General features: G+C 65.8%; 15 protein-coding genes. 5 read left to right on the top strand and 10 right to left on the bottom strand.

Annotation, left to right across the window (positions count from 1 at the left end; all coding sequences use genetic code 11):
* Positions 1 to 47 precede the first annotated feature (47 nt).
* Complete coding sequence (locus AmiPiv_RS19695) at positions 48 to 815, top strand: SDR family NAD(P)-dependent oxidoreductase (RefSeq protein WP_340040097.1); 768 nt, start codon at positions 48 to 50, stop codon at positions 813 to 815.
* A 6-nt stretch (positions 816 to 821) separates the two neighbouring features.
* Here AmiPiv_RS19695 and AmiPiv_RS19690 read toward each other — a convergent pair whose 3' ends face one another.
* Positions 822 to 1,235, bottom strand: a complete 414-nt coding sequence (locus AmiPiv_RS19690) for a nuclear transport factor 2 family protein (RefSeq protein ID WP_340040094.1) — start codon at positions 1,233 to 1,235, stop codon at positions 822 to 824.
* Between the two features lie 126 nt (positions 1,236 to 1,361).
* Here AmiPiv_RS19690 and AmiPiv_RS19685 point away from each other — a divergent pair, with 126 nt between their 5' ends.
* The 4 genes from AmiPiv_RS19685 (at position 1,362) to AmiPiv_RS19670 (ending at position 4,650) form a co-directional block, all read left to right on the top strand.
* Entirely contained in the window at positions 1,362 to 1,850 is a 489-nt protein-coding gene (locus AmiPiv_RS19685) for a nuclear transport factor 2 family protein (protein ID WP_340040092.1), read from the top strand.
* A 112-nt stretch (positions 1,851 to 1,962) separates the two neighbouring features.
* A complete protein-coding gene (locus AmiPiv_RS19680) occupies positions 1,963 to 2,841 on the top strand; it encodes an SDR family NAD(P)-dependent oxidoreductase (protein ID WP_340040089.1) in 879 nt (292 codons plus the stop codon).
* Positions 2,838 to 3,725 (top strand): SDR family NAD(P)-dependent oxidoreductase, encoded by an 888-nt coding sequence (locus AmiPiv_RS19675; RefSeq protein WP_340040086.1) that lies wholly within the window; start codon positions 2,838 to 2,840, stop codon positions 3,723 to 3,725. Before AmiPiv_RS19680 ends, AmiPiv_RS19675 begins: the two co-directional genes overlap by 4 nt.
* Before the next feature lie 184 nt (positions 3,726 to 3,909).
* Positions 3,910 to 4,650, top strand: a complete 741-nt coding sequence (locus AmiPiv_RS19670) for a TetR/AcrR family transcriptional regulator (RefSeq protein WP_340040085.1) — start codon at positions 3,910 to 3,912, stop codon at positions 4,648 to 4,650.
* Between the two features lie 50 nt (positions 4,651 to 4,700).
* On the opposite strand, the gene AmiPiv_RS19665 is transcribed toward AmiPiv_RS19670, so the two are convergent.
* The 9 genes from AmiPiv_RS19665 to AmiPiv_RS19625 form a co-directional block, all read right to left on the bottom strand.
* A complete protein-coding gene (locus AmiPiv_RS19665; protein ID WP_340040083.1) occupies positions 4,701 to 5,306 on the bottom strand; it encodes a VOC family protein in 606 nt (201 codons plus the stop codon).
* Between the two features lie 17 nt (positions 5,307 to 5,323).
* On the bottom strand, positions 5,324 to 6,529 hold the full coding sequence (locus AmiPiv_RS19660) for an acetyl-CoA C-acyltransferase (RefSeq protein WP_340040082.1): 1,206 nt from the start codon (positions 6,527 to 6,529) through the stop codon (positions 5,324 to 5,326).
* Between the two features lie 228 nt (positions 6,530 to 6,757).
* The gene (locus tag AmiPiv_RS19655; protein WP_340040079.1) at positions 6,758 to 7,528 is read right to left on the bottom strand and encodes an SDR family NAD(P)-dependent oxidoreductase; all 771 of its coding nucleotides are present in this window, start codon (positions 7,526 to 7,528) and stop codon (positions 6,758 to 6,760) included.
* A gap of 11 nt (positions 7,529 to 7,539) precedes the next feature.
* Positions 7,540 to 8,610: a phosphotransferase family protein gene (locus AmiPiv_RS19650; protein WP_340040076.1), complete on the bottom strand. Its 1,071-nt coding sequence runs from the start codon at positions 8,608 to 8,610 to the stop codon at positions 7,540 to 7,542.
* Between the two features lie 16 nt (positions 8,611 to 8,626).
* The gene (locus AmiPiv_RS19645) at positions 8,627 to 9,835 is read right to left on the bottom strand and encodes an acyl-CoA dehydrogenase family protein (RefSeq protein ID WP_340040074.1); all 1,209 of its coding nucleotides are present in this window, start codon (positions 9,833 to 9,835) and stop codon (positions 8,627 to 8,629) included.
* 66 nt (positions 9,836 to 9,901) lie between these two features.
* Positions 9,902 to 10,702, bottom strand: a complete 801-nt coding sequence (locus AmiPiv_RS19640; RefSeq protein ID WP_340040072.1) for a CoA-transferase subunit beta — start codon at positions 10,700 to 10,702, stop codon at positions 9,902 to 9,904.
* An 11-nt stretch (positions 10,703 to 10,713) separates the two neighbouring features.
* Positions 10,714 to 11,592 carry a CoA transferase subunit A gene (locus AmiPiv_RS19635; RefSeq protein ID WP_340040070.1) on the bottom strand — a complete coding sequence of 293 codons (879 nt, stop codon included), beginning with the start codon at positions 11,590 to 11,592 and terminating at the stop codon, positions 10,714 to 10,716.
* A gap of 49 nt (positions 11,593 to 11,641) precedes the next feature.
* The gene (locus AmiPiv_RS19630; protein WP_340040068.1) at positions 11,642 to 13,735 is read right to left on the bottom strand and encodes a 3-hydroxyacyl-CoA dehydrogenase NAD-binding domain-containing protein; all 2,094 of its coding nucleotides are present in this window, start codon (positions 13,733 to 13,735) and stop codon (positions 11,642 to 11,644) included.
* Positions 13,732 to 14,742 (bottom strand): NADPH:quinone oxidoreductase family protein, encoded by a 1,011-nt coding sequence (locus tag AmiPiv_RS19625; protein WP_340040065.1) that lies wholly within the window; start codon positions 14,740 to 14,742, stop codon positions 13,732 to 13,734. The genes AmiPiv_RS19630 and AmiPiv_RS19625 overlap by 4 nt, the downstream gene beginning before the upstream one ends.
* Positions 14,743 to 14,821: the final 79 nt, after the last annotated feature.

Genomic DNA, 14,821 nt, shown 5'->3' with positions numbered 1-14,821 from the left:
TGCCGACGGCCGGCGCGAAGCGGTCGCGTATCGCACTGGAGGAGACTATGGGGCTCAAGCGTTTCGACAACAAGGTGGTGCTAGTTACCGGCGCAGCATCGGGCATAGGCCGCGCGACCGCCCTGCGCCTGGCCTCCGAGGGTGCGACACTGATCCTCGCCGACCGCAATATCGAAGGCGCGAAGCAGGTTTGCGCCATGGCCACGGAACAGTTTGGCACACGCGCGGATGCGCTTGCCTACGACGCTGCCGACAAGGCCTCGGCGCGCCGGATGGTCGACGCAGCACTTGCACTCCACGGCCGCCTCGACAGCCTCATCAACAATGCCGGCATCTATCGTCGCGACCATTTCGCCAACCAGACCGGCGACGACTGGTCGCTGGTCTTCGGCATCAACCTCGAAAGTGTCTTCCACATCGTGCATCAGGCTCTGCCGGCGCTTGTCGCATCGCGTGGCAACGTCGTGTCGACGGCTTCGACGGCAGGCCTGCAGGGCATCGCCTATGCCGCCGCTTATGCCGCCTCCAAGGCGGGCATCATCGCCATGACCAAGTCGCTGGCGACGGAATATGCACCCAAGGGCGTGCGCTTCAACGCCATCTGCCCCGGCCGCGTCCGCACCGAGATCGGCACCGGACTTGCGCCCATCGCGGATCAGGATCCCGATATCATGGTCAAGCCGCCCAAGCTCGCCGGAAAGGACAGCGGCGAGCCCGAGGACATCGCCAGCGCCTTCGCCTATCTGGCGTCCGACGAGGCCTGCTTCGTCACCGGCGCAGTGCTCGTGGTCGACGGCGCCCAGACGGTGGGCTGAGCAAGGTCAGGCGGCGCGAAAGGTCATGTCGGTGCGCCTGTGGGCGAAGCGCCAGCCGTCGGCGGTGCGAACGAAGCGGTCGAAATAGCGCCCGACGACCCGCGCCACCGTCGCTTTGGGGTCGTCGCGGCTGGTGCCGTGATAGGTGAAGCATGCGACACTGGTCGCATGGTCCGCATCGATCAGGTCGACGACGATGTTGTGCGCCATGTGGATCGTCGTGTCGGTCTGGGCCTTGGCGTCGAGATAGGCGCGCATTTCGGCGTGGCCCTTGAGCGGACCCTTCCAGGTTTCCCACAACCCGTCGGGCGCCCACAGCGCGACCAGTTCCTCGTGCCTGTAGTCGTCGACGAGGATGCAGTAGCGTTGCACCAGCTTGGCGCATTCGTGCTCGGCGGCGATCCGATCTGCCAGGTCCATTTTCGTGCTCCCCTGAAATCGGGGCCAGCGTCGCGTCTGTTGAAAACAGGCTCATCCTCCAAACGAACGATGGCGGACGCATCGCCTGCGGCAGCTATGGGGCCGACGACCCAAGGGAGGGAGGGCATGTCGGACATCGAGGCACGCTTTGCGGCGCTGGAAGCGCGCATCAAGGAGCTGGAGGACCAGCTTGCCATCTACCAGCTGTTTGCGACCTACGGCCCCTCGGTCGACAGCCGCACCGGCAGCGTCACGGCGTCGCTCTGGGCCGAGGACGGCGCCTATGACTTTGGCGGCGATCCGCTCGTCGGCGCCGAGAAGGTCGGCTCGCTGGTCAACATCGAGCCGCATGTCCACTACGTCGCCGACGGCTGCGCCCATGTGCTGAGCATGCCGCATGTCACCGTCGACGGCGACAAGGCAGTGGCCACTGGCTATTCGCGCGTCTACCTCCACCAGGGCGACCACTGGCGCGTCGAGCGTGCCAGCGCCAACCGCTGGGAACTCGTCCGCACATCAAGGGGATGGCGGGTGCAGAACCGTGTCAATCGACTGCTGAACGGCCAAGCGGAGGCGCGAGACCTACTGTCGAGCGGCGTGAGCAACAACGCCTGATCTGTGCTTTGCCCTCTCCAGGCCCAAACAGCCGCCCGCCGCTGGCATCGTCCGAACGTGGGATGCCCCGGCGGGCCGGCTCCTTCAATGTGACCGGCCGGGAGGACACGAAATGAATTCACTTCAGGGCAAGTCGGTGGTCATCACCGGCGCCGGAACCGGTCTGGGCGCGGCCTATGCGCGCCATGCCGCGCGCCTCGGCGCTGCGGTAGTCGTCAACGACATCAGCGCCGAAGCGGCACAATCGACGGTCGATTCGATAACGACCGCAGGCGGCAAGGCCGTCGTGCACGCCGGCGACATCTCGTCCTGGAGCTATGCGCAGTCGCTCGTCGACTCCTGCATCGACGCCTTCGGCGCCATCACGGGCATCGTCAACAATGCCGGCATCCTCCGCATCGGCAAGATCCTCGACCTCACTGAGGCCGACATGCGACGCATGGTCGAGATCAACCTGATCGGCACTGCAGCCTGTGCCAGCCATGCGGCACGGCGCATGCTCGCTGCCGGCAAGGGCGGCTCGATCATCAACGTTGCGTCAGGCTCCCAGGCCGGGGACGTGGCGCTTGGCGGCTACGGTGCCACCAAGGGCGGGGTGGCCTCGCTCACCTACAGCTGGGGCATGGAGCTGCGCGGCACGGGCGTACGCGTCAATGCGCTGTCACCGCTGGCGGAGACCGCCATGGCTGCGCAGAACAAGGCGCTGATGGCCGAGCAGGCTGCGAGCCGCGAGGTGCACTATTCCGCCCTGCCCGACGCCGACGTCAACGCGCCCGTCGTCAGCTACCTGCTTTCCGACGCCGCCGAGAAGATCAACGGCCAGGTCGTCCGCATCGCCGGCAAGCAGCTGTCCTTCGTCACCCATCCGCTGATCGCCGCCCCGGTGCTCGAGGGCGACTGGAACTATGAAGCGGTAGGCGCGGCCTTCGCCGAAACGCTCGGCGACCGCCAGCAGCCGCTCGGCCTCGGCTACCAGAGGAAACCCAATTGAGTTCAGCGGAAAACAGGCCCGTCGCCGTCGTTACCGGTGCCAGCCGTGGTCTCGGCCGCGGCATTGCCGTTGCCCTCGGCGAGGCAGGCTTCACCGTCTATTGCACCGGCCGCAGCGACCGCAAGGCCATCGGCCCGTGGGGCGGCACGGTCCGCGACACCGCCGAAGCGGTCGACCAGGCCGGCGGCAAGGGCATCGTAGCCCTGTGCGATCATCTGGATGACAGCCAGACCGAAGCCCTGTTCAAGCGCGTCGACGCCGAACAGGGCCGGCTTGACCTGCTCGTCAACAACGCCTTCGCCATGCCGGACTGGGCCGTGCCCGACGGCAATTTCTGGGAGCGTCCGCTGTCGCTGTGGCGCGACATGATCGATGTCGGGCTGCGCTCGAGCTATGCGGCAAGTCACTTCGCCGCGCCCATCATGGTCCGCCAGCGGTCCGGCCTGATCGCCAACACCTCCGGCCCGGGCGGCAAGGTCTATCGCCACAGCCTGCCCTACGGTGTCGGCAAGGCCGGGCAGGACAAGCTGGCCCATGACATGGCCCACGAGCTGCGTCCCTACGACGTCGCCGCGATCTCGCTGTGGCCGGGCCTGATCGGCACAGAGCGCACGCTTGCGGGCATCGCGGCGGGCGGCGTGGTCGGCAACAACGCCGGCAACCTGCCGCATGTCGAGACGCCCTTCTTCATCGGGCGCATCCTGGCGGCGATCCACAGCGCGGGTGACGCCATGGCGCTGAGCGGCGGCACCTTCTATTCGACCGAACTCGCTAGCCGCTACGGCGTCGTGGATGCCGACGGCGGTCGCCCCGTTTCACGCCGCCCTCTGTTCGGCGCGCCGCTCTACCAGCCCATTTCAAACATCGAGAACGCGGATCAATGACGATGCCTGTCGAGCGCGCGACAAATCCTGCCTCGCCGCAGGCTTACACGGCGGCGAACCGTATTATACTCCGTAGCGTCAGAAGCCCCGGCGGCGGACGATTCGACCCACGGTTGATCGCTTCGGGATCGCGGGCTGCACTCCCCACGGGACGGGAGGCCTGGCGGTGAGCAGGATGGTGCGTATGGCGCAGATGGACGCAGGCGGGAACGGCACGGACACCCTCGATCGCGACGGCCTGGCGCGCGCCGCCACGAACCCGCGCAAGGAACTGGTGCGCGAACAGCTCATCGACATCGCCGCCGAGCTGTTCGACAGCAAGGGCTATGCCCAGACCAGCATCAACGACATCGCCCAGGCGCTCGGCCTGGGCCGCTCGGCGGTCTACCACTACTTCCGCAACAAGGAAGAGATGCTGGCTGCCCTGGTGGAATCCGAGGCGCTTACCCCTTCGCACCGGCTGCAGGAACTGATGGCCGAGCCCGGCCTGTCGGCTTCGGAGCGGTTGCGCCGCGCCATTGTCGACGGCATCGTTCGTCGCCTGTCCTCGGGCTCGCGTTTCATCCTCTTGTCGCGGCTCGAAACACAGATCCCCGAGGCGCTTGGCCCCATATACAACCAGGGCCGGCGCCACATCTACGACTTCTACGTGCGCTGCATTTCCGATGGCATCGCCAGCGGCGAGTTTCGGACCGTCGACCCCAAGGTCACGGCCTTTGCCGTGATCGGCATGGCCAACTGGACATCGCGCTGGTACTCGCCGTCAGGCGCAAAGACACCGATGGAGATCGGCGAGATCATCGCCGACATGGCGCTGGCCGGCCTGCGTGCCCACCACGACCAGCCGCGCGACGCCGAGGCGGTGCGGCAGACGATTGCCGGCCTGCGCCAGCAGATCGACGATCTGGAAAAGCTGGTCAAGTAAAGGCAAGACAGCGAATTCTTATTTCAGGTCAATGACTTGACGCGATCAGTTCAATCGAATTTCACGCCGGCATGCTGGATGAAGGCGCTGTAGGTGTCGAAGCGGATGATGGGATCCGTGCCCTTGTAGGCACGGATATGGTCCAGCACCGCCTGGCGCGAGCGGCGCCACATCGGCGGGACGATCTCCAGCATCGGCCCGTAGAGGTTCGGCGAGCGGTAGTAGAGGATCGACTGGTCCTGGCCGGCGACGCGGATCTCGTAGTCGCGCTCGTAGCCGGCGGCCTCCACCCTGGCGGTCGCCTCGGCATGGTCATGTACCCAGAAGCCCAGGTGCTGCAGGCCCTCGCGGCCGGACGCCAGGAAGTCCGTGTAGGGCGACGAGGCGTCGTTGGTCTGCTCGATCAGCTCGATCTGCACATCGCCCATGTAGCCGAAGGCAAGCCGCAGCTCGACCTGGACCGGCTGGCCGCGATGCCAGGTGGTGCTGACCGGCTGGCTGACGCCGCGCTCCATGAAGATGAAGGGACCGACGCCGAACACGTCGATCCAGTGGCGCATCGCCGTTTCGATGTCACGGACGACGAAGCCGAGCTGGGTCGCGGGCCCCAGGATGGGCTTCAGCCCTTGCGCCTGTCCCAGTTCGGCTACGGTCATGATCCGACCCCGACGCGTCAGTTGAAGATTTCGAACAGGCCGGCAGCGCCCATTCCGCCACCGACGCACATGGTGACGACGCCGTATTTCACGCCGCGGCGACGGCCCTCGATCAGCACATGGCCGGTGGTGCGGGCACCTGTCATGCCGAACGGGTGGCCGACGGCGATGGCGCCGCCATTCACGTTTACCTTGTCGGGGTCGATGCCCAGCGTGTCGCGGCAGTAGACGGCCTGGCTGGCGAAGGCTTCGTTGAGCTCCCAGAGGCCGATGTCATCGACCTTGAGGCCGTGCTTCTGCAACAGCTTCGGCACGGCGAAGATCGGGCCGATGCCCATTTCCTCCGGCGCGCAGCCGGCGACGGCCATGCCGCGATAGGCGCCCAGCGGCTTGAGGCCGAGCTGTTCGGCGCGCCTGGCTTCCATGACCACGAGTGCGGCGGCACCGTCGGACAGCTGCGACGAGTTGCCGGCGGTGACGTATTCGCCGAGCTTGATCACCTCGCCATCGGCGAAGACCGGCTTCAGCTTGGCCAGGCCGTCGAGATTTGTGTCGGCGCGAAAACCTTCGTCCTGCGTCAGGGTGACGTCCTGGAAGCTGGTCTCGTTGGTCTCCTTGTTGACCACCATCTTGCGCGACGCCATCGGCACGATCTCGTCGTCGAAACGGCCGGCCTGGTGGGCGGCGGCGGTGCGCAGCTGGCTGGCGAGCGAGAACTCGTCCTGCGCCTCGCGGCTGATGCCGTACTTCCTGGCGACGATCTCTGCGGTCTCGATCATCGTCATGTACATGTGCGGCCACTGCGAGGTCACCGCCTGCGAACGGGCGCGGTAGCTGTTCTTGTGCTTGTTCTGGGTCAGGCTGATCGATTCCACGCCGCCGGCGACGACGGTTTCCATGCCGTCGACGATGATCTGCTTAGCTGCGATCGACACCGCCATCAGGCCCGACGAGCACATGCGGTCGATGGACATGCCGGGCACGCTGTCGGGTAGGCCGGCGGCGGCAGCAGTCAAGCGGCCGATGTTGTAGCCCTGCGTGCCCTGCTGGGCCGAGCAGCCCATGACGACGTCCTCGACGGCGTCGAGAGCGATGCCGGCGCGCTTGACCGCCTCGCGCACGACGTGGCCCGACAGCGCCGGGGCCTCGGTGTCGTTGAAGGCACCACGGAAGGCCTTGCCGATGGGGGTGCGGGCGACGGAAACGATGACGGCTTCGCGCAAAGGATTGCTCCAGAACAGTTGTTGTCGGCGGGGAACCGGACAGCAAATGCGCAGGCCATTTCTGCTGCGAAGCGCCCGGAACCGAAGTTTTCCAACTACTTGCTAGGAGCGACGGGGCCACTGAACATCGTCTGAAAAGACTAACGGCGGATCCGCGAAACGCATCGATTGCGAAAGCCCGCTGCGGAGGCGGCGGCGCGGACACTGGAGCCCGCGCCGAGGAAACGATCAGACGTGATAACCGCCGTCGACGTTGATCACTTCGCCGGAGATGAAGCCGGCTCGGCTGGAGGCGAGGAAGGAAACGGCCTCGGCGATGTCGATGGCCTTGCCGTTGCGGCGCAGCGGCGTGGCCATGGCGGCGGCCTGCATGTACTTGTCGTCGATGTAGCCGAGCTTGCTGAGCTCGGTGTGCTGGCCGGTCTCGATGATGCCGAGCGCCACGCCATTGGCGCGGATGCCGTAGCGGCCCTCTTCCTTGGCGACGCCCTTCATCAGCGCATGCACGGCCGACTTCGGCACCACCGACAGGCCGTCGGCTGCGGCGAAACGATACTGCGCCGAGCTTTGGCAGGCGACGATCGAGCCGCGCGTCTTGCGCAGATGCGGGATGGCAAAGTGGACTACGTTGAAGAAGCCGAAGGCGTCCTGCATCAAATGCTTGCGCATCTGCTCGGGCTCGATCTTGCTGAGATGGATCAGCGGCACCAGCGGACCGGCGGCATAGATCACCGTGTGGACGCCGCCATTAGCCTCGGCCACGCCGTTGATGAAGGCCCGCGTCGCCTCGACGTCCTCGATGTTGAGCTTGTGGGTGGACGCCTTGCGTCCCTCGCCGCGCACGGCTTCCGCCGCGGCTTCGGCCTTGGCCTGGTTGCTGTGATAGGTCAGCGCCACGTCGCAGCCGTCACGCGCCAGCACGCGACAGATTTCGGCGCCGACACCGCCGCTGCCGCCGATGACGATGGCCGCTCCCTCGGCCGGATACAGTCCGCTCATTTCATCCTCCCTTACGATTTCATCGCGAGTTCCGCGTATTGCCAGCCGAACTCGGCCACCGGCCGCGCCAAGGCACCGGCCTCGCGGGCATGCGCGCTCGCCGCATTGCCGTCGACCACGCGCTTCATGATGCCCTGGCGGATGCCGGCGACGCGGAACAAGCTGTAGGCGAGATAGGCATACCAGTGGCGATCCGACACGCCCTCCTGCCCCGTCGCTTTGAGATAGGCGTCCCGGTAGCTGCGTTCGTCGGGAATGCCAAGCGCGCCGATGTCGAGGTCGCCCAGGCCGCGATAGGGCGTATTTGGCAGTCGCCAGGTGAGCATGTGATAGGCGAAATCGGCCATGGGCTCGCCCAGCGTGGACAGCTCCCAGTCGACGACAGCCAGCACACGCGCTTCGGTCGGATGGAACAGCATGTTGTCGATGCGGAAATCGCCGTGGATCAGCGAGGTGCGGGTCTCCGGCGGAATGTTGTCGGGCAGCCATTCGATCAGCCGGTCTATCGCCTCGATGGTCTCGGTCTCCGAAGCGCGGTACTGCTTGGTCCAGCGCGCCACCTGCCGGGCGACGTAGTCGCCGGGCTTGCCGAAATCCTCGAGGCCGATTGCCCTGCAGTCTGTCTTGTGGAGGGCAGCCGCGACGCGGTTCATCTCCATGTAGATCGCCTTGCGCTCGGCCGGCGACTGCTCGGGCAAGGCCGGCGCCCAGAACGAGCGGCCCTCGACGAAATCCATGACGTAGAACATCGCGCCTACGATGGTTTCGTCGTCGCAGAGCAGCCGCGCTCCTGCCACAGGCACATCGCTGTTGCGTAACGCACTGATGACGCGAAACTCGCGGTCGACGGCGTGGGCCGACGGCAGCAGCTTGCCGTCGGGCTTCTTGCGCAGCACCAGCTTGCGCTTGCCGTCGAAGCTGAGCAGCATCGTCGGGTTGGACTGGCCGCCGCGGAAGCGCTCGACCGTCAGCTCACCCTCGCAGCCATCGATGTTGGCCTTGAGGTAGGCGTGCAGGCGCGCGACGTCGATCTTGCTGTCGGCGGCGAGCGGCTCGGTGCCGACGAAACGGCTGGCATCCATGGCGCGCCCTCTCCGTTCAGCCGACGTCGGCGTATTTGGCGAGTTCGAGGCGCCCGATCTGGTTGCGGTGCACCTCGTCCGGCCCGTCGGCGAAGCGCAGCTTGCGGGCGTGCGCATAGTAGTTGGCGAGCACGAAATCCTGCGACACGCCGGCCGCGCCATGCGCCTGGATCGCCCAGTCGATGACCTTGCAGGCCATGTTGGGTGCTGCGACCTTGATCATGCCAATCTCGGCGCGCGCCGCCTTGTTGCCAACGGAGTCCATCATGTAGGCGGCCTTCAGCGTCAAAAGGCGCGCCTGGTCGATCAGGATGCGGGATTCGGCGATGCGCTCCAGCGTCACCGACTGCTCGCCGATCGGCCGGCCGAAGGCGACGCGGCTCTTCACGCGGCGGCACATCAGTTCCAGGCAGCGTTCGGCAAGGCCGATCAGGCGCATGCAGTGATGGATGCGGCCGGGTCCGAGGCGTCCCTGTGCGATTTCGAAGCCGCGGCCCTCGCCGAGCAGCATGTTGGATGCCGGAACGCGCACGTTCTCGAACAGCATGTCCATGTGGCCGTGCGGAGCGTCGTCATAACCGAACACCGACATGGGGCGCAGCACCTTGATGCCGGGCGTGTCCATTGGCACGAGGATCATCGACTGCTGTTGGTGCTTGTGGGCGCTCGGATCGGTCTTGCCCATGAAGATCAGCAGTTCGCAGTGCAGATCGCCGACGCCTGAGATCCACCACTTGCGGCCGTTGATGACGTAGTCGTCGCCGTCGCGGACGATGGAGCTCTGGATGTTGGTGGCGTCGCTGGATGCCACGTCCGGCTCTGTCATCGCAAAGGCCGAGCGCACGGTGCCGTCCAGCATGCCGGGCAGCCACCGCGCCTTCTGCGCCTCGGTGCCATAGCGCTCGATGGTCTCGATGTTGCCGGTGTCGGGCGCCGAGCAGTTGAAGATCTGCGACGAGAAGTGCACCCGGCCCATGACTTCGCACAGCGGCGCGTATTCGGTGTTGGTCAGGCCTGCACCATGTTCGGAATCGGGGAGGAACAGGTTCCACAGGCCTGCCTTCTTGGCCTTGGCCTTGAGCTCTTCGAGTACAGGCGGATGTCCCCAGCGGTCGGCCTCGACCTCTTCGTGATAGCGGCGTTCGTTGGGATAGACATGCTCATCCATGAAGGCGTTCAGCCTTTCGAGCAGGTCCTTTGTCCTTGCGCTGTATTCGAAGTCCATCTCATGTCCGCCACTGCTATTCCGGGAAGAAGCCGCCGGCGGAAACGATGCCGGCGGCCGATGTCGTCATGCGGCGCGGACGCCTGAGGGATTGCCCTTCAGCACCGTGGCGCGGACATTGTGCGGGTCGAGCTTGGCGATAATCGCCAGCTGCTCTTCGGTCGGAGCCGCCGTGGTGGTCATGCCCTCGGCGCGCAGCAGCGGGAAGCCGGTGGCGTCCTGCACCTGTTCGAAGGTGACGCCGGGGTGCAGCGACAGGACCTGTGCCGCATGGTCAGGACCATTGAAATCGAACACGCAGAGGTCGGTGATGACCACGCCCAGCTTGACGTCGGCGGGCTTGGCGCCCTCCGGCCAGTTCCTGGCGTTGTAGCCGACGCTGGCCACCACATCGACCTCGCCCTCGACGAAGGTGCGCTTGGAGTGGTTGGGCAGGAACATCGAGTTCTTGTGACAGATCGAGTTGCCGGGGAAGCCGCGCACGCCGAGCATGGCGACCTTGGGCTTTTGGAACTCGCCGCCGAGCGCCGAAATGTTGCCCTGGCCGTAGCGGTCGACCTGAACCGGCGTCACCATGGCGTGGCGACGGCCACTCCAGACGCTGTCGAACACGCGGCTGTAGGGCATCCAGCCAGAAAGCTTCGGCTTGTAGTCGCCGCGCGGTCCGAGCGGGATCGGGTCTTCGACCAGATAGGCTTCGCCATCGGTCATCATGATACCGGGGGCGCAGGTGAGCTTTGCGAGGCCAGCCGCCAGGCGCGGCAGCGGGCCGATGCCGGTTGCGAGAACCTCGCCGTCATTGGCCCATGCCTGAGCGCCAACAGCGACGATCAGTTCGGCAAGAGTGAATTCTTTTGCAGTCGTCATGTCGTGTCCGATCAGAAAATGGGGAGCGGCAGGGCGCGGATCTTGGCTTCGCCGCCAACGCTCGCGGCGTAGCTGGCCTCGTCGCCCTTCACATATTGGTCGAAATAGCGCTGCCAGCCGCCCTCTTCGGTCGCCGATGCGGCGTAATCCTTGAGGTGGCCCATGTCCCAGCCATAGGCGTCATGGGAAGCGGTCGGGTGTGCGCCCAGCGGTGCCTTGACTACGCCGGTGACGAAGCAACGCTCGAACAGCTGGCTCTTGGCCTTGTCGGAGTATTCGGCGTCGATGCGGTCGACCAGCACTTCGGTGGTCACGAACACCTTGTCGGCCGCACGGGCAAACAGGCCGTCGAAGAACGGGTCCGGACCGTCGGTCTGGGTGTTGCCCAGACGGTCGGCGCGGCTGACGTGGATCAGCGCCACGTCGAGCTTGATCGCCGGCATGGCCAGCAGCACTTCGCCGTCGGCATAGGGCGACTTCACCGTCTTGAAATCAGGGTTGTATTTCATGACGTCGGAGCCGAGGCCGACGCGGGTCGCGGCGAACGGCAAATTGTGGCCGGCAGCCTGGAGGCCGAGCAGCAGCAGGCCTTCGTCGAGCTCAGACACTTCGACCGCACCGGCTTCACGCGCCTTGCGGAAGTAGGGCTCGATCGGCATCGCGTCGAGCGAAACGAAGCCGTAGATCAGCTTCTTGACCTTGCCCGAGGCGCACAGCATGCCGATCTCAGGCCCGCCATAGGCGACCAGCGTCAGGTCCTTGAGGTCCGAGCGCAGGATTTCGCGCACCAGCGCCATCGGCTTGCGCCGGGGACCCCAGCCGCCGAAGCCGATCGTCATGCCGTCGCGAAGCTGCGCGACGACCGCTTTCAGGTCCATTTCCTTGTTCATAGCATCCTAGTCCGTCTGTTCTTCATTCTTGGTTCGGCGGGGATACGGCTCAGCCGTGGAAACCCCTGCCCTCGGCAACCAGCCGCTCGATCAGCGCGGCCGGCTTGAAATACTGGTCGCCCACGAGCCCGGCATATTTGTCGAGCGCCGCCTTGACCTTCGGCAGGCCGACCTGGTCGGCATAGAACATCGGTCCGCCCAGATAGGTCGGGAACCCGAAGCCGTTGGTCCAGATGACGTCGATGTCTCCAGGCCGTGCCGCCGCACCCTCGTCGAGGATATTGGCCGCCTCGTTCACCATGGCGAACAGGCAGCGTTCGAGGATTTCCTCGTCGGTGATGGTGCGCGCGGTGAAGCCGCGCTCCTTGCGGTGAGCCTCCAGCAGCTCGTCGACAGCAGGATCGTGCGAAGCCTTGCGGTTCTCGTCATAGACGTAATAACCCGCGCCCGACTTCTGGCCGAGCCGGCCGGCGGCCACCAGCCTGTCGACGATGTTGCATTGCTGCTCGCGCGGCGACATGCGGGCGACGCGGGCCGCCCGCGCTGCGGCCATGATGTCCATGCCGGCGAGATCCGCCAGCGCGAACGGGCCGATGGGGAAGCCGAAGGCGGTTAGCACGCGGTCGACCTGTTGCGGCGTCGCACCGTCCTCGAGCAGGAACTGCGCTTCGCGCGTGCGCTTGGAGAGCATGCGGTTGGCAACGAAACCTTCGGAGCGCCCGACCATCACGGGCACCTTGCCGAGGCGCTTGCCCAGCGCCGTCGTCGTGGCGAGCACGTCGGGCGCGGTCTTCGCGGCCCGCACGTTCTCGAGCAGCTTCATGACGTTGGCCGGGTTGAAGAAATGCATGCCGGCGACGCGCGCCGGGCTCTTCAACGAACCCGCCAGTTCCTCGATGTCGAGGAACGAGGTGTTGGTGGCGATGATCGCGTCGTCGCGCAGCACCGCGTCGAGCCTGGCGAACACGTCCTTCTTGACCGCCATGTCCTCGGTCACGGCCTCGATCACCAGGTCGACATCGCCGAGCGTCTCATAGGACGTCGTCGGCGTCAGCAGCGCCATGCGGCGCTGCATCTCGTCGGCCGTCATCGACCCGCGCTTGACGCTGCCCTCGTAGATCTTGCCGATTGCCTTGACCGCAGACGCCAGGCCTTCGTCCGAGAGGCCGATCAGCGCCACCGGCATGCCGATGTTGAGGAAGCAGGCGGCAATGCCGCGGCCCATGGTGCCGGGGCCGACGATGGCAACCTTGCTCACGTCGCGCGGTTTCACGTCGGCATCGACGCCCTCGATCTTCAATGCTTCGCGCTCGGCGGCAAAGATGTGGCGCAACGCCTTCGATTGCGGCGAAACGAGCAACTCCTTGCAGGTCTGGTACTCAAGCGCGATGGCCTCGGCGACCGGCGTCTCGGTCACCATCTTGATCAGATCCACCGCGACAAGCGGCGCCTTGAAGCCCTTGTATTTCTTCGCCAATGCCGCGCGGCTCGCGTCGAGCACGGCGGCATCGAACGCCGGCACCGGCAGGTCGCTGGTCCGGCGCAGCTTGGCGCCGTCGGCAACGACCTTCTCGGCGAAAGCGATGGCCGCAGCCTTGAGGTCGCCCGAGACAACCTCGTCGACGATGCCCTTCTCACGGGCGTCGCGCGCCGAGATCTGGCCGCCTTCGCTGATCATCTTCAGCGCCTCTTCGACGCCGGCGAGACGCGGCAGGCGAACCGTGCCGCCCGAACCGGGCAGGATGCCGAGCTTGACTTCCGGCAGGCCGACCTTCGAGCCTTCCAGCGCGATGCGATAGCTGCAGGCCAGCGCCACTTCGAGGCCGCCGCCAAGTGCGGTGCCATGGATCGCAGCGACGATCGGCTTGGTCGCGGCGTCGAGCGTGTCGATCACTTCGCCGAGCAGCGGCGCCACCATCGGCTTCTTGAATTCGTGGATGTCGGCGCCGGCGATGAAGGTACGGCCTTCGCACAGGATGACCATGGCACGCGCCTCTGCATCACCCTCGAGCGCCTTGACGGCCTCGATCAGCCCCGAGCGCACCGAATGCGACAGCGCGTTGACGGGCGGATTGTCGACGGTCGCGACCAGAATGTTGCCTTGCTTGGCGACCGAAACGGTCCTTGCGAGCAGCTCGGTCATGCCGGCACCCCTTCCCTGCTATTTCCTGATTTGCCGGTCACCAGAACGACCTTGCCCTTGACGGCGCGTTCCATGACGACGTCGAGCGCCTCGGCGAAGCGGTCGAGAGGATATTCGGCCGAAATGTGCGGCCTGAGCTTGCCCTTGGCGAACCAGTCCATCAGCTCGGCAATGTTTTCGGCGTTCTTCTCCGGCGCCGAGCGAGCGAAGGCGCCCCAGAACACGCCTATCAGCGCCGACTGCTTGAGCAACAGAAGGTTCAGCGCGATCTTCGGGATGTCGCCTGCGGCAAAGCCGATGACCAGCAGGCGGCCGAACAGCGCGAGTCCGCGCACGGCCGTCTCCGTCATGGCACCGCCAACCGGGTCATAGACCACGTCGACGCCCTGCCCATTGGTCAGCTCCTTGAGCCGCTGGCGCAGGTCCTCGGTCGAGTAGTTGATGGTCTCGTCGGCACCGTACTGACGGCACAGCTCAAGCTTCTCGTCGCTGGAGGCAGCGGCGATGACGCGTGCCCCCATCTGCTTGCCGAGTTCGACCGCCGTCAGCCCGACGCCACCGGCCGCACCCAGTACGAGCAGCGTTTCGCCCGGCTTGATCTGCGCCCGGTCCTTGAGCGCATGGTGCGAGGTTGCATAGGTGATGAGGAAGCCGGCCGCCTCGACGAAGCTCATCTCGGCCGGGATCGGGAAGACCTTCCAGGCGTCGACCGCGACCTGTTCGCCATAGCCGCCGATGCCGGCGAAGGCCAGGACGCGCATGCCGACCTTGAGGCGCTCGACGCCTTCGCCGACCGAGATGATCGTGCCGGCGGCTTCGCTGCCTGGCGTGAACGGCAGTTCGGGCTTGGTCTGGTACTTGCCTTCGACCATCAGCCCGTCGAAGAAATTGATGCCGCATGCCTCGATGCGGATCACCACCTGCCCCGGCTTGACCACCGGTTCGGCGATCTCCTCGATCCTGAGTTCCGCCCGTGGGGCGAACTCCTTGCAGATCACTGCCTTCATTTCCTTGCGCCGCTTCCTGCTGCCATTTCGGCACTGCCAAATTCTTCAATCGAGGCAAGGAATGGGACAGGGGCAGACC

Source organism: Aminobacter sp. Piv2-1, from assembly GCF_037625995.1.
Lineage (GTDB): Bacteria > Pseudomonadota > Alphaproteobacteria > Rhizobiales > Rhizobiaceae > Aminobacter.
The sequence above is the reverse complement of the archived record's forward strand: the minus strand, read 5'-3'. Positions and strand labels throughout refer to the sequence as shown.